This is a genomic window from Mesorhizobium sp. M4B.F.Ca.ET.143.01.1.1, assembly GCF_004792275.1.
Classification (GTDB): domain Bacteria; phylum Pseudomonadota; class Alphaproteobacteria; order Rhizobiales; family Rhizobiaceae; genus Mesorhizobium; species Mesorhizobium abyssinicae.
In genome coordinates, this window is the sequence record NZ_SRSR01000005.1 from 41,631 (window position 1) to 54,522 (window position 12,892).

The window sequence follows — 12,892 nt, forward strand, 5'->3', positions numbered from 1 at the left end:
CCGGCGCCATGTCCCGGGATCGTGAGCGATCGCACGATGCAGGAGCGACCGCAAGCTCGAGCCTTCGTGCGGTGTTCGTGCGCGCCGTGGCCGATGTCGGCCTGTTCTCGCTGCTGATCAACATCCTGCTGTTGGTCATTCCGCTCTATTTGCTTCAGGTCTATGACCGCGTACTGCCCTCCTCCAGCGTCGAGACGCTTGCCTACCTGTCGGTGATCGCCGTTCTCGCGCTCGCCTTCCTCGGCTTCCTGGACGCCGTCCGCGCCATCTACTCGCAGCGCATTGCAGCCGCCGTCGACCGGAAGCTGGGCGCAAGCACATTCGCCGCCTCGCTGGGCGCCAGATATGCAGGCGGCGTGTCGCCGCTGCGCGATCTTGCCTCGGTCTGCGCCTTCATCAGGTCGCGCGGCGTGGCGGTGCTGTTCGACCTTCCCTTCGCGCCCGCCTTCCTCGCTCTGCTCTATCTCATCCATCCGGTGCTGTTCTGGCTGACGCTTGCCGGCGCCGTGCTTTTGCTTCTCCTGGTGGTGGCGAACCAGCTCGCCATCGGCAGGAACGATGCCTTGTCCGCCGAGCGCTCGGCGCTCGCCAGCCGGGCCGAGCAGGCCTTCGAGCGCAATGCCGAAACGCTGCGCGCCATGGGCATGATCGAGAACGCCGCCCGGGTCTGGGGACGGCACGTCGGGGAAGCGCTCGTCCTGCATGACCGCTCCTCGAGCGCCAACGCGATTTTCAGCGGCGCGTCGCGGGCGCTGCGCATGGTGCTGCAGCTGGCGATCCTCGGCGCCGGCGCCTGGCTGGTGCTGCAGGGACAGATGACGGCCGGCATGATCTTCGCCTCCTCGCTGGTGTCGTCGCGCGCGCTGCAGCCGCTCGACCAGTTGATCGGATCCTGGCGGCAGATCGTCGACGCCAGGCGGGCGTGGAAGCGGCTGGCGACCGCGCTTGCGGCGCATCCGGCGAAAGCGCGCAAGCTCACCCTGCCCGATCCCTCCGGCGCGATCTCCGCGCAGGATATTTTCTTCATCGCGCCGAATACCCCGCTGGGCGCGGAGCCCATCCTCAAGCGGCTGAACTTCCAGATCGCCGCCGGCGAAGCGGTGGCCATCGTCGGCCCGAGCGGCGCCGGCAAATCCACGCTGGCGCGATTGCTTGTCGGTGCCGCCCAGCCGACCGGCGGCTCGGTGCGGATCGACGGCGCCGACCTCAGGACCTGGGACGAAAACCAGCTCGGCAAGCACATCGGCTATCTGGCGCAAGAGGTGGAGCTCTTTCCCGGATCGATCGGAGACAATGTCGCCCGTTTCGACGCTGAAGCGGCCGACCCGGCGATCATCGAGGCGGCAGGGCGCGCCGGGGCGCATGAGCTTATCCTGGCGCTGCGCGACGGCTACCAGACCGCGGTCGGTCCATCGGACAGGACACTGTCGGGCGGCGAGCGCCAGCGGATCGGCCTGGCGCGCGCCTTCTACGGCAATCCGCGCATCCTCGTGCTCGACGAGCCCAGCACCCATCTCGACGGCGGCGGCGAGATGGCGCTCGAGGCGGTGCTTGCCGCAGCGCGGGCGGCCGGCGTGACGACGATCGTGATCACGCATCGTCCTTCGATCGCCGCGGCCTGCGACCGCGTGATGCTTTTGCGCGGCGGCGTGATCGAGGCTTTCGGTCCGAGCGGCGAGGTGCTGCGGCAGCCGGTGACCGGCAAGGGGCCGGCCGCGCAGCCGAACACGGTGGTGACCGGATCCTTCGCGCCGACGATCCGTCCGCATAGCATCCGCTTCGGGTCCTAGCCATGGCCGCCGGGCGCCTCACCCTCGAAACGCAGCCCCGCACCGACTTCCGGCGCGTGGCCTTGACCGGCTACGCGGCGACAGCGCTGCTGGCCGGCTGCTTTGGCTATTGGGCCGTGAGCGCGCCGCTCTCCGGCGCGGTGATCACGCAGGGCACGATCGCGGCGACCGGCGGCAACATCCTCATCCAGCATTCCGAGGGCGGCATCATCAATCAGTTGCTGGTCCATGAAGGCGACCGCGTTGAGCAGGGTGAGCCGCTGATCCTGCTTGATCGAACGGCAGCGCAGGCCGACCTCAACCGGCTGACGAGACAGTCGATCGCGCTCAGGGCGAGTGCTGCACGGCTGGAGGCCGAGCGCGACGGACTGGACGGGCTGGCGCCGATCTCCGGCGCCGCGCCGGCACCGTTCCAGCAGGATTTCGAAAATCTGGTGCGGGAACAGCGGAAGGAATTCGCCGCCAGGCTCGCCCGCTTCCGCTCGGAACAAGCGATCCTCGCCCAGCGTGTCGCCATGCATCGCCAGTCCGTCATTGGCTTGAACGCCCAAAAGCAGGCCGTTCAACAACAGGCCGAGGTGGTGAAGAAGGAGCTTGGCATCAAGACCAGCCTGCTGGACCAGGGCCTCACCAATCGCACCGAGTATTCGCAGCTTCTGCGCTCGCAGGCCGATCTCGTCGGCCAGGCCGGAGCGCTGGAAGCCAATCTCGCCGCGGCCAACACGCAGATCGTCGAAGCCGAGCAGCAGATCGAGCGGGCGACGACGCAGCGCGTCGAGGAGGCCCTCACCAAGCTGGACGAGGTTCGCACCAATCTGGCCGACATCGAGGAACAGATGCGCGCCGCCGAGGCGGTGCTTCAGCGCACGACGATCAAGGCGCCGGCAGCGGGCATCGTGGTGTCGTCGACCTATAATTCCACGGGCAGCGTGATCGCCCCCGGCGAAAAGATCATGGAGATCCTGCCCACCGCGTCGGGTCTCATCGTCGATGCCAAGCTGCGGCCGAAGGACATCGACGAGGTGCGTGTCGGTCAGCCGGCGAAGCTCCGGTTGGCGGCCTTGAACACGCGGCTGACGCCGGAGGTCTCGGCCACCGTGACGCAGATTTCCGCCGATCGGCTGATCGACCAGGCGACGCACGAGCCCTATTTCCGCGCCAGGCTGAAGATTGCCGACCAGCTGCCGCCCGGGGTGAAAGCGGAACAGCTTTATCCGGGAACGCCGGTCGAGGCGTTCATCAACACCGGCGACCGGACCTTCTTCGAGTATCTCGCCCGGCCAATGCTCGATTCCTTCGCGCGTGCTTTCACGGAGCGGTAGGTTTTGCCGGCCGCAGGTCTTGCCCGCACCGGGACATTCCGGCCCCCTCTTTTTACCGCGCTGAGGCCCGCTGACCCGAATTGTCTATCCGCGCTAGCTCAAGCGGGCGATTTGGCGGCGGTCCATATCGGCTACAAATGACCTGTCGCTTGACGCTGGGGTCATTGGGTGGGCACCCGTCACCGGGTGGGCACGTACGTCAGGCCAGGTGTGCGGTTGGGGTTACGGAAGTCGCAACGTTTTGAAGCTCCGTCCCCGGCCGCACCTTGAGACATCCGCCCGGCTGGCCCCGGGCGGCATCAGCCGTCGTAAGACTGACAGGCCCCCAAGGCTCGCCTGTCAGGGTCCTGTCATTGCTCAGTCGCCATTTGGTTGTGCTGCCACCCGCGAAGGCAGCTCAAGGCAGCGGGGACCAACCCCAAGCCCCCCACCCGGTCCCCGCTGCTCAAACCGCCGTCAACGGTGCCCGGTCAGGCTGCGGCGAATCCATGACGGCGTCATGGCTCAGGCCTGCTCGCGCGGATCTATGGACGTCCCGGGGGCTGCTCCTGCGGAAATTGGTCTTCATGAACGATTGCCGCGGCCCGCTCGAGTTCGCTTCTCACCTCGAAACCGATCCAGTGTCCGTCCATCAGGTGTGTCTGTCTCGGACAGGCGAGGAAATAGCTGCCTGTCTGCTGCGCAACAAAGTTGAGCTGTCGCTTCTCATTGACTTTGATCCCCTCCAGCGGGGTGGTGTACGCTCCCCAGATCGCATCCTCGGCCTTCAACTTCACTGGCATCTCCGACTGGGCATAGACCCTGGTCACCATCAGGCCGTGCCAGAAATTCGAGGAGCCATTGATGAAATCGATCTGCACCGACCAGTCTTCCGGCACGATGATCGTGAGATTGCCGCCCCAGTAGCCGTTGAAGTCGATGATGTCGGTCCGGATGTTGTCCCTGCGGTACCGCTCGATCTGGTTCCAGTCGGCTACGATCTCGATGGCCACCTTCTTGGCCGCGGGATCGTTTTTGATCCAGCTTGGGACGAAAGGCTCCCCAGCCAGTGCAATTCCAGGCGACAATCCCAAGGCGAAGACGAGGGCAAGGTGGGCAAAACGCGCCATCGCGAGGTTCCTCCCAAGCGTGGTGCCCGAGTTGACCACAATCGCGGTCGACCGGGCCTATCCCTTGAGGACCAGAATACCATCACAACAAGAACCCCACCAGCAAACCGCGCCTGCTGCAGCGGAACAAAGCCGTCCTCGCCGGAGCCGGTCAACTATGATCAAGCTCGGGCGTTCAGGTGCGGTTCTTGGAACATCTCCCGCGGGGTCTGCTCGACCTCGCTATGCACCTCTCGGGAGTCCAGGTCCTTGAAGGTCTTGCAACGACTGGCGGTCAATGGTGCCCCTAGCCGGGATCGAACCAGCACTCCTTGCGGAACTCGATTTTGAGTCGAGCGCGTCTACCAATTCCGCCATAGGGGCTCAGGCCGGGCGGCCTGGATGGGCGCGGACTATACGGTTGCGGGCCTGTTCGTCAACTGGCGAGTTTCCCGATCCGCATCTTGCCCGCGACCAAACTTCACCTTTCGGTTTCGTGAAGGTGCTGCCATTGTGCGGCGCGGAAAATCTTTCTAGACAAGCGGCGCGCCGATGCATGTCGCCCGACATGCTGGGCGCAGAGCCTGAAGGGCGGCGAAATCACAGGAGAGCCGATGCTTCGCGGACTTTACGACTGGACGCTCTCGCTGGCGGCGCGCAAATCGGCCGAATGGTGGCTGGCCTTCATCGCCTTCGTCGAGAGTTCCGTCTTCCTGGTGCCGGCCGACGTGCTCTATCTGCCGATGGCGCTGTCGAAGCCGGAGCGCGCCTACCGCTATGCCTTGATCGCCACCGTCGCCTCGGTGCTGGGCGGCATTTTCGGCTGGTTCATCGGCCACTACGCCTACGAGGCGGTGGCCAAGCCGATCCTCGAATTCTACGGCAAGTACGACGAGTTCGAGGCATTGCGGACTTCTTCCGGCATCGGCTTCATCATCCTGATGCTGATCACCTCGGGCGCCGCGCATTTGCCGCCGATCAAGGTGGTGACGATCCTGTCCGGCGTCATCGGCGTCAATCTGCTGCTTTTCATCGGCCTTGCCATCGTCGCGCGCGGCGCCCGCTTCCTGCTCTTGGCCTGGCTGCTGCGCCGCTATGGCGAACCGATCAAGGAGTTCATCGAGAAGCGCCTCGGCATGATCGTCGGCGCCGGCGCCGCTGCCCTTATTTTGCTCTATATCCTCGTCAGATACGCCCACGCCTAGCGCAATTCCAGGAAAAGTGCGTAGCGGCTTTTCGTCCGGAATTGCGTCAAAACAATCTGGAGCCGGATGATTTCAGGTCGAATCGACCTGAAATCTGAATCCGGCCCTAAGCAAAGAGATAGAGCATGATGTCGCCCGAAAAGCGCTTCACACTTTTCGGCATCATGCTCTAGCGACCAAGCCAACGGACCACCTTCGATGACAGCGATCATGAATGCCGACACCGGACGCCAGCGGACGCGCGCGGCGCTGTTTCTCGCCGTCGCCATGGCCGCCACCGTCGGCTCGGCGCTCGCCTTCCAGTACATTGGCGGCTACATCCCTTGCCATCTCTGCCTGGAGCAGCGCACCCCCTACTACATCGGCGCGCCGTTGATGCTGCTGGCGGTGATCGCCTCGCTGCTCAAGGCGCCGGCGTGGCTGACGCGCGGCCTGCTTGGCCTCGGCGGCCTGCTGATGCTCTACGGCCTCTATCTCGGCGTCTATCACTCCGGCGTCGAATGGGCCTGGTGGCAGGGCCCGGCAGACTGCACCGCCGGCGCCGGCCCGGTCGACACCGGCGGCAAGGGCGTGCTCGACGCGCTCGACAAGTTCGTACCGCCCTCCTGCGACAAGGCGGCGCTGCGCATCCTCGGCCTGTCGCTGGCCGGCTGGAACGCCATCGCCAGCTTCATCCTCGCCGCTGTCGCCTTTCGCAGCGCGTTCGCGCGGGATTGAATTGAAGAGCGCAACACGGAGTTCGTCCAGAAATTCGCCAGCCCGGATTGGCTGGTGCGGCTTTCGAGAACCGGAGCGGAGCGTACTTAAGTACGTGAGCACCGGAAGCGCAGAAAGCTGCGGCAGACGGCCGGGCTCGCGGATTTGTGCCGAACTCTAAGGCTCCAGTTCGACATCCCAGTAGAGATAATCCATCCAGCTTTCATGCAGATGGTTGGGTGGGAACAGGCGGCCGTTGTTGTGCAGGTCGTGCACCGTCGGCTGATAGGGCTTTTGCAGCGGCCACATCTTGGCATGCGCCGGCATCATGCCGCCCTTCCTGAGGTTGCAGGGCGAGCAGGCGGCAACGACATTCTCCCAGGTCGTGGCGCCGCCGCGATGGCGCGGGATGACATGATCGAAGGTCAGGTCGTCAGGCGTGCCGCAATACTGGCACTGGAAACGGTCGCGCAGGAAGACGTTGAAGCGGGTGAAGGCCGGATGCCTCGACGGCTTCACATAGGCCTTCAGGCTGACGACACTGGGCAGCTTCATCGAGAAGGTCGGAGAGGAGACGGCATGCTCGTACTCGGCGACGATGTTCACCCGGTCGAGGAACACCGCCTTGATGGCATCCTGCCATGACCAGAGCGACAGCGGGTAATAGCTGAGCGGACGGTAGTCCGCGTTCAGCACCAGTGCTGGAAGCCCATCCGGAGATACGGCAACCGTCACGTCGTTGACCTCCTTGGCTCCGCGCATGACCCCGAAAATCGAAAGGATCATGCGCAACTTCAAAAGTCTTACGGCGTCTTTTTCGCATCCAACCGGATGCGCGGCGCCGTAACCGATCGGCGCGGATACTGTAAGCCCGACATGACAGGGATGTGAAGCGGATTGTCGCGCGCCCGAAATGTCAAAAACGCATGATTTTAGGGCTTTTTTACGGATTTACGCCGGTGGCGCGGCGTCCCTGCCCCGCGTCTCACGGTAGTAGGCCCAGAAAAGCCGCGACGCGACACCTCGCCACGGGCTCCATGATTCGGCGAGGCGGATCAGCGTTTTCTCCGGCGGACGCGGGTCGATGCCCAGCGCGTGGCCGACCGCGCTCTGCAGCGCGACGTCCCGCGCCGGGAAGACGTCGGGATGGCCGGCGGCGAACAGCAGGTAGCATTCCGCCGTCCACGGACCGATGCCGGGCACCGCCGTCATCGCCGTGATCGCCTCATTGGCATCGAGCCGGCAAAGATGATGGAGGTCGAGACCTTCGGCGACAGCGCTGGCGACAGCGATCAGGCCGCGCTGCTTCGGCCGCGACAGCCCGGCCTCGCGAAAGATGTCCTCGCCGGCGGCAAGCACCGCCTCTGGCGTCAGCGGATCAAGCAGCCGCACCAGCCGGCCGAAGATCGCGTCTGCGCTGGCGCGCGACACCTGCTGCGAGACGATGATCGAGGCCAGGCTCCTGAACCCCGGCTCGGAAAGCCTGAGCGGCACCTCGCCCGCCATGCCGCGCACCTTCTCCAGCCGCGGATCGAGCAGGCAGAGCGCGTCCAGTCCTTGCGCGATGTCGTCGAGGCTGGCGATACGTTGCATGTTTGCTTGTTTCCAGGACGCGCACGAAGTGGCAATTGATGGCCGTGCAAAGTAGCAACCGGCGAAAGCGCCGCACAACCCGATTGCCGCCAAAGAGATGACGCTGCTGACATTCCGCTTCGCGCCGAGCCCGAATGGCGACCTGCATCTCGGCCACGCCTATTCGGCGCTGCTCAACCAGAGGCTGGCGGAGACGGCGGGTGGGCGCCTGCAGCTGCGCATCGAGGACATCGACACGACGCGCTGCACGCCGAAATTCGAAGCCGGCATCTATCGCGACCTGGAATGGCTGGGGCTGGAGTGGGAGCGGCCCGTGCGCCGCCAGTCGGACCATTTCGCCGAATACCAGGCGGTGCTCGACCGGCTGGTCGCGGAGGAGCTCGTCTACCCTGCCTTCATGAGCCGTGGCGAGATCAGGGCCTATATCGCCGACAGCGACAAGCGCGGCCGCGACTGGCCGCGCGACCCCGATGGCGTGCCGCTCTATCCCGCCATGGACAAGGCCTTGCCGATCAGCGAACGCAAGCGGCGGATCGCCGAGAACGCTCCCTTCGCCTGGCGGCTGGATATCGAAAATGCGATGGCGCGTGTTTCGAGCGACCTGTCGTGGACCGAATTCAGCGATGAGACGCTCGGGGCCACGCGGCGCATCGAGGCGCGGCCGCGGGACTGGGGCGACGTGATCCTGGCGCGACGCGACATCCCGACCAGCTACCACCTCGCCGTCATCGTCGACGACGCGCTGCAAGGCATCAGCCATGTGGTGCGCGGCCAGGACCTGTTCCTAGCGACCAGCGTTCAGCGCCTGCTGCAGGACCTGCTCGGCCTCGATCGGCCGGCCTATTTCCACCATCGCCTGGTGCTCGGCCCCGACGGCCGCAAGCTGTCGAAGAGCCTTGGCGACACCGGCCTCGCCGCGCTCAGGCAAGCCGGCGCGTCGCCGGACGACGTCCGGCGGCTGGTCGGTCTCTAGGATTCTTCGAGGTGGGTATGCTGAGATTCAGGTCAGGCCGCCTAGCATAAGTGGTGCGGCGTCCTTAGCGCGTCCAGCAGGACGCGCGGCGCCGTACAGGCACAGGAGCCTGCCGTTCGCAGGCCGGCCTCACCTGAATATCACCAGCGCGCCAGGCCGGCTTTTATCAGCGCCATGCCGCTGATGAAGGTGAAGGCGCCGCCCAGGCCCCAGGCGACCGCGATCTTGAGGTCCCTGAGGCTGATGCCGTGTTCATTGGCGACGATCACCGCGAGGAAGAAGCCGGCCGTGAACAGCAGCGTGTTGCCGGTCGAGCCGAAGCCGTCGTCCTGCATGATGGCGTCAAGCGCGGTGCCGAAGAAGAAGCCGAAGACGGCGACGGTCGCAACCGTCATCAGCAGCCAGCTCGTGTCGAGATGCAAAAGCATGCCTGCCCATGGCGCGCTGAACGCCATGCCCCTTGATCCATCGACAACTTGTCGGTTGCCGTGGCGCCCTATGTTGAATTCGGATGAGCTTATGGATCAATCGTTTCGTTTTGATTGCCGGATTGAACGGCATTAGAGCAATCTCGCTAGTCACCTCTTCACGAAGCAACAGGCCCTTCCCCGAACATGCACAGCATCAAGCGGTTCATACCCGCCTCTTTCGTCGTCCTGTGGGCGACCGGCTTCATCGGCGCGCGCTATGCCATGCCCTGGGCCGAGCCCTTCACCTTCCTCGCCGCGCGCTTCGTCCTGGCCGCCATCCTGCTCGCAATTCTGACGATCGTGCTCGGCTCGAGGAGGGCGAGCCGAGCCGAGGCCTGCCATGCCGCGCTTGCCGGCGTGCTGATGCACGGCGTCTATCTCGGCGCCGTGTTCTGGGCGATCCACAGGGGCATGCCCGCCGGCTTTTCGGCGCTGATCGTCGGCCTGCAGCCGCTGATTACGGCGGTGCTTGCCGGCAAGTTCCTCGGCGAGGCGATCCTGCCGCGCCATTGGACGGGCCTCGCCGTCGGGCTCGTCGGCGTCGTCATCGTGCTGTGGCCGAAGCTCGGAGCCGTTGGCGGCGGCGTCACCGCCGCCACGCTGACCGCCTCACTGATCTCGGTGCTGGCCATGAGCGCCGGCACCGTCTGGCAGAAACGCTTCGCCTCCGGCGGCGATCTGGTGACGGCGACGATGTGGCAGTATGTCGGCGGCGCCGCGCTGATGGCGCTCGCCTCGCTCGCCCTCGAGACGCGCACCGTCACCATCAACGGCGAGCTGATCTTCGCCATGGCCTGGCTGGTGCTGGTGCTCTCGATCGGCGCCATCTTCCTGTTGATGGTAATGATCCGCGACGGCGAGATGTCGAAGGTCGCCTCGCTGTTCTACCTGGTCCCGGCGGTCACCGCGGTCATCGCCTGGGCGCTGTTCGGCGAGCATCTCAATCTGCTGCAGATCGTCGGCATGGCGATCGCCACGCTCGGCGTCGGCCTGGCGACCGCGCGGCGGCCAGGACATGATCCGGAACAGGCTCAGCTGACGCGGGCGCGCGCCTCGAGATAGCGGCTGATCGCGGCATTGAGTTCGCCGCCGAGGATGAAGATCGCCGAGACGATGTAGAGGAAGACCACCGCGATCATGATCGAGGCAAGGCCGGCATAGGTCGTCACATAGGACGAGAAATGGTCGAGATAGGTGGCGAAGATCGTCGAGCCGATCAGCCATGCCGCGAGCGTGAAGATGATGCCCGGCACGATCGAAAGCAGGCGGCGCTTGCCCGCCGGCAGCCAGAAATGCACCGAGAACAGGCCGATGACGATGACCGTCGAGGCGATGACGTAACGCCATAGCGTGATCGTGCCCATATAGGGCCTGATCCAATCGAGATGGGCCTCGGCCAGCCGCGCCAAAAGCGGCGCGAACACCAGGAGCACGCTGATCGCCAGGAAGCAGGCGGTGGCGATCAGCACGAAGATGATGCTCTGCACGCGACGATAGATGATGCCGCGCGTTTCCGACACGCGATAGGCGCGGTTGAGCGAGGTGCGCAGCGCCTCAATGCCGTTCGAGGCGAAATAGGCGGCAAGCAGCACGCCGTAGGTCAAAAGGTCGGTGCGCCGGACGGTGAGCACGTTCAGCACCTCGCGCGCGATCGGCTTGGCGATTTGCTCCGGCCAGGTGTCGAAGACGAGGTGCACGGCGGTGTCGGCGAAGGCCTGCGCCCCGAGGAAGCTCGCCAGGGTCGTGGCGAAGATCAGGAACGGAAACAGCGCCATCAGCGAGGTAATCGCCAGATGGCTGGCCATCGCCCAGCCGTCATCGGTGTTGAAATGACCGATCGCGTCATAGAGCACGCGGCGCAGGGCGACGATCTTCCGCAACACGTACCGCGTTCCCTTCGATTGTCTCGACGCCGCGAATATGGGAAGTGAATGCGGCAAATGGCAACCCTAGGTCAAACCACGCCGTGAACGCGCCGCGCACCATCATCGTCACCGGCGCCTCTTCCGGCATCGGCGCCCATTGCGCGCGAGCGCTGAAGGCGGAAGGCTGGCGGGTGTTCGCGACGGCGCGCAAGCCGGCCGACATCGCCGCGCTCGAGGCCGACGGCATCGAGACCTTCTATCTCGACTATCGCGAGCCGGCCTCGATCGAGGCGCTGGTCGCCTCGGTGTTGGAGCGCACCGGCGGAGGGCTAGACGCGTTGTTCAACAACGGCGCCCACGCGCAGCCGGGCGCCGTCGAGGACCTGCCGGTTTCAGCGCTGAAGGAGCAGTTCGAGGCCAATCTCTTCGGCTGGCACGACCTCACCCGCCGCATCGTACCGGTGATGCGCCGCCAGGGCCATGGCCGGCTCGTCCATTGCTCTTCCATCCTCGGGCTGACGCCGGTCCGCTTTCGCGGCGCCTATTCGGCCTCAAAGCATGCGCTGGAGGGCCTGATGCTGTGCCTGCACCAGGAGCTTGAGGGTAGCGGCATCCATGTCTCGCTGATCGAGCCGGGTCCGGTGACGTCGAAGATCGCCTCTAACGGGCTGTTCTGGTTCCTGAAGAACATCGACCACGAGCACTCCGTCCATCGCGCCGCCTATGAGGCGCAGCTGGCGAGGCTGAGGGCCGGCGGCAGCGTCTCGCGGCTGAAACCCGGGCCAGAAGTGGTTCACACCGCCTTGCGCCATGCGCTTCTGTCGCGGCGCCCGCGCCCACACTATGTGGTAACGGTGCCGGCAAGGATCGGCGTGGTCCTCAAACGCATATTGCCGGCGTCGATGCTCTATCGCCTGCTTGCCAAACGGGCCTGAACGGAACTGATTGGAAACAGACTATGGCAACCGTCTTCAATATCCTCGCCGTCCTCGTCATGCTCGCCGTGGTGTTCGTGCTGATCCGCGGCCTGATCAACATGTTGCGCGGCGGCTCCAGCATGACCTCGAACAAGCTGATGCAAGCGCGCGTGCTGTTGCAGTTCATCGCCTTGGTGCTGATCATGCTGGCGGTGTATTTCACCCGCAAGTGAGGGTATCGGTCGATCGAGCGGTTCAGCTTTTCATAGAATCGCTGACCCGCTCTATCTATTTGTTTTGACGCAATTCCGGACGGAAAACCGCTACGCACTTTTCCTGGAATTGCTCTCGGGAGGGCAGCGCTTGGTCAAGCTCAACAAGATCTACACCCGCACCGGCGATGACGGCACCACCGGCCTCGGCACCGGCGAGCGGCGGCTGAAATCCGACCTGCGCATCGACGCCTACGGCACGGTCGACGAGGCCAATGCCTGCATCGGCATGGCCCGCATCCACACCGTTGACGGCCATCCCTCGATCGACGCCATGCTGTCGCGTATCCAGAACGACCTTTTCGATCTCGGCGCCGATCTCGCCGTGCCGGATGACGGCAAGCCGCTCGGCTATGAGCCGTTGCGTATCGTCGCCTCGCAGACCGATCGCGTCGAGAAGGACATCGACCTCCTCAACAAGGAGCTGCAGCCGCTCAAATCCTTCGTGCTGAACGGCGGCACGCCGGCGGCGGCCGCACTTCACCTTGCCCGCACGGTGGCGCGGCGGGCCGAGCGGATCATGGTGGCGCTGGCGCAGGACCCCGGCGAGCCGGTCAACCGCGAGGCGATCAAGTACATCAACCGCGTCTCCGACTTTCTGTTCGTCGCCGCCCGTGCGGTCAATGACAATGGAAAGGCCGACGTGTTATGGGTTCCGGGCAAGAACCGCTGACTCCACGTGGAAGCGGAAGGGCCAGGGT

General features: G+C 64.9%; 14 protein-coding genes and 1 tRNA gene. 9 read left to right on the plus strand and 6 right to left on the minus strand.

Going from position 1 to position 12,892, the window contains the following annotated elements:
- The first annotated feature begins 8 nt into the window (after positions 1–8).
- Positions 9–1,790: a type I secretion system permease/ATPase gene (locus EN786_RS13775; RefSeq protein WP_127311496.1), complete on the plus strand. Its 1,782-nt coding sequence runs from the start codon at positions 9–11 to the stop codon at positions 1,788–1,790.
- Between the two features lie 2 nt (positions 1,791–1,792).
- Positions 1,793–3,112 (plus strand): HlyD family type I secretion periplasmic adaptor subunit, encoded by a 1,320-nt coding sequence (locus EN786_RS13780; RefSeq protein ID WP_127284374.1) that lies wholly within the window; start codon positions 1,793–1,795, stop codon positions 3,110–3,112.
- A 524-nt stretch (positions 3,113–3,636) separates the two neighbouring features.
- Here EN786_RS13780 and EN786_RS13785 read toward each other — a convergent pair.
- Together EN786_RS13785 and EN786_RS13790 are read right to left on the minus strand one after the other, a co-directional pair.
- Positions 3,637–4,221: a sulfocyanin-like copper-binding protein gene (locus EN786_RS13785; protein WP_127284373.1), complete on the minus strand. Its 585-nt coding sequence runs from the start codon at positions 4,219–4,221 to the stop codon at positions 3,637–3,639.
- 278 nt (positions 4,222–4,499) lie between these two features.
- Positions 4,500–4,584: transfer RNA gene (locus EN786_RS13790), tRNA-Leu, on the minus strand.
- 230 nt (positions 4,585–4,814) lie between these two features.
- Between EN786_RS13790 and EN786_RS13795 the strand changes: the two genes are divergently transcribed.
- Both EN786_RS13795 and EN786_RS13805 read left to right on the plus strand, forming a co-directional pair.
- Positions 4,815–5,405 carry a YqaA family protein gene (locus EN786_RS13795; protein WP_127284372.1) on the plus strand — a complete coding sequence of 197 codons (591 nt, stop codon included), beginning with the start codon at positions 4,815–4,817 and terminating at the stop codon, positions 5,403–5,405.
- 198 nt (positions 5,406–5,603) lie between these two features.
- Positions 5,604–6,122, plus strand: coding sequence for a disulfide bond formation protein B (locus EN786_RS13805; protein WP_127284371.1), 519 nt, complete (start codon positions 5,604–5,606; stop codon positions 6,120–6,122).
- A gap of 156 nt (positions 6,123–6,278) precedes the next feature.
- Here the strand turns inward: EN786_RS13805 and EN786_RS13810 are convergent, their stop codons facing one another.
- Together EN786_RS13810 and EN786_RS13815 are read right to left on the minus strand one after the other, a co-directional pair.
- Complete coding sequence (locus EN786_RS13810) at positions 6,279–6,836, minus strand: HNH endonuclease (RefSeq protein WP_010911702.1); 558 nt, start codon at positions 6,834–6,836, stop codon at positions 6,279–6,281.
- A gap of 216 nt (positions 6,837–7,052) precedes the next feature.
- Positions 7,053–7,694, minus strand: coding sequence for a DNA-3-methyladenine glycosylase (locus tag EN786_RS13815; RefSeq protein ID WP_127284370.1), 642 nt, complete (start codon positions 7,692–7,694; stop codon positions 7,053–7,055).
- A gap of 97 nt (positions 7,695–7,791) precedes the next feature.
- On the opposite strand from EN786_RS13815, the gene gluQRS reads away from it, so the two are divergent.
- Complete coding sequence (gene gluQRS, locus EN786_RS13820; RefSeq protein WP_127284369.1) at positions 7,792–8,667, plus strand: tRNA glutamyl-Q(34) synthetase GluQRS; 876 nt, start codon at positions 7,792–7,794, stop codon at positions 8,665–8,667.
- Positions 8,668–8,807: 140 nt separating this feature from the next.
- Here gluQRS and EN786_RS13825 read toward each other — a convergent pair whose 3' ends face one another.
- Positions 8,808–9,122, minus strand: a complete 315-nt coding sequence (locus tag EN786_RS13825) for a hypothetical protein (protein WP_245478406.1) — start codon at positions 9,120–9,122, stop codon at positions 8,808–8,810.
- Positions 9,123–9,281: 159 nt separating this feature from the next.
- Here EN786_RS13825 and EN786_RS13830 point away from each other — a divergent pair, with 159 nt between their 5' ends.
- On the plus strand, positions 9,282–10,199 hold the full coding sequence (locus tag EN786_RS13830) for a DMT family transporter (RefSeq protein ID WP_127284368.1): 918 nt from the start codon (positions 9,282–9,284) through the stop codon (positions 10,197–10,199).
- Here the strand turns inward: EN786_RS13830 and EN786_RS13835 are convergent.
- Positions 10,169–11,020 carry a YihY/virulence factor BrkB family protein gene (locus EN786_RS13835; RefSeq protein ID WP_127284367.1) on the minus strand — a complete coding sequence of 284 codons (852 nt, stop codon included), beginning with the start codon at positions 11,018–11,020 and terminating at the stop codon, positions 10,169–10,171. The two genes, EN786_RS13830 and EN786_RS13835, sit on opposite strands and share 31 nt — an antisense overlap.
- Before the next feature lie 83 nt (positions 11,021–11,103).
- Here EN786_RS13835 and EN786_RS13840 point away from each other — a divergent pair, with 83 nt between their 5' ends.
- From EN786_RS13840 to EN786_RS13850, 3 genes are all read left to right on the plus strand, one after another.
- A complete protein-coding gene (locus EN786_RS13840; RefSeq protein ID WP_127284366.1) occupies positions 11,104–11,937 on the plus strand; it encodes an SDR family oxidoreductase in 834 nt (277 codons plus the stop codon).
- A 23-nt stretch (positions 11,938–11,960) separates the two neighbouring features.
- Entirely contained in the window at positions 11,961–12,152 is a 192-nt protein-coding gene (locus tag EN786_RS13845) for a twin transmembrane helix small protein (RefSeq protein ID WP_126058117.1), read from the plus strand.
- 130 nt (positions 12,153–12,282) lie between these two features.
- Positions 12,283–12,864: a cob(I)yrinic acid a,c-diamide adenosyltransferase gene (locus EN786_RS13850; RefSeq protein ID WP_127284365.1), complete on the plus strand. Its 582-nt coding sequence runs from the start codon at positions 12,283–12,285 to the stop codon at positions 12,862–12,864.
- Positions 12,865–12,892: the final 28 nt, after the last annotated feature.

What these genes read in the sequence shown, in the direction of transcription:
- EN786_RS13775 (WP_127311496.1), top strand. Translation starts at nt 9, where the DNA reads ATGTCCCGGGATCGTGAGCGATCGCACGATGCAGGAGCGACCGCAAGC.
- EN786_RS13780 (WP_127284374.1), top strand. Translation starts at nt 1,793, where the DNA reads ATGGCCGCCGGGCGCCTCACCCTCGAAACGCAGCCCCGCACCGACTTC.
- EN786_RS13785 (WP_127284373.1), bottom strand. Translation starts at nt 4,221, where the DNA reads ATGGCGCGTTTTGCCCACCTTGCCCTCGTCTTCGCCTTGGGATTGTCG.
- EN786_RS13795 (WP_127284372.1), top strand. Translation starts at nt 4,815, where the DNA reads ATGCTTCGCGGACTTTACGACTGGACGCTCTCGCTGGCGGCGCGCAAA.
- EN786_RS13805 (WP_127284371.1), top strand. Translation starts at nt 5,604, where the DNA reads ATGACAGCGATCATGAATGCCGACACCGGACGCCAGCGGACGCGCGCG.
- EN786_RS13815 (WP_127284370.1), bottom strand. Translation starts at nt 7,694, where the DNA reads ATGCAACGTATCGCCAGCCTCGACGACATCGCGCAAGGACTGGACGCG.
- gluQRS (WP_127284369.1), top strand. Translation starts at nt 7,792, where the DNA reads ATGACGCTGCTGACATTCCGCTTCGCGCCGAGCCCGAATGGCGACCTG.
- EN786_RS13825 (WP_245478406.1), bottom strand. Translation starts at nt 9,122, where the DNA reads ATGGCGTTCAGCGCGCCATGGGCAGGCATGCTTTTGCATCTCGACACG.
- EN786_RS13830 (WP_127284368.1), top strand. Translation starts at nt 9,282, where the DNA reads ATGCACAGCATCAAGCGGTTCATACCCGCCTCTTTCGTCGTCCTGTGG.
- EN786_RS13845 (WP_126058117.1), top strand. Translation starts at nt 11,961, where the DNA reads ATGGCAACCGTCTTCAATATCCTCGCCGTCCTCGTCATGCTCGCCGTG.